The sequence below is a fragment of the Streptomyces avicenniae genome (assembly GCF_000719135.1).
In the GTDB taxonomy this organism is placed as follows: Bacteria; Actinomycetota; Actinomycetes; order Streptomycetales; family Streptomycetaceae; genus Streptomyces; species Streptomyces avicenniae.
Map to the genome: position 1 here is coordinate 1 of NZ_JOEK01000065.1, position 202 is coordinate 202.

General features: G+C 67.3%; 1 protein-coding gene. It reads left to right on the forward strand.

Translation table 11 applies throughout. The annotated features are described in order from the left end of the window. Positions 1-202: adenosylhomocysteinase (locus IF27_RS29775; protein ID WP_190233165.1), on the forward strand; the 202-nt coding region annotated here is incomplete at both ends.

The window sequence follows — 202 nt, forward strand, 5'->3', positions numbered from 1 at the left end:
GCTGCTGCACAAGGGGGTGGAGTACGAGAAGGACGGGAAGGTCCCGGATCCTTCGACGGCGGAGAACGACGAGCACCGGGTCATCCTCGAACTGCTGACCCGCACGGTGGCGGAGTCGCCGCAGAAGTGGACGCGGGCGGCTTCCGAGGTCCGGGGCGTCACCGAGGAGACCACGACGGGTGTGCACCGTCTGTACGAGATG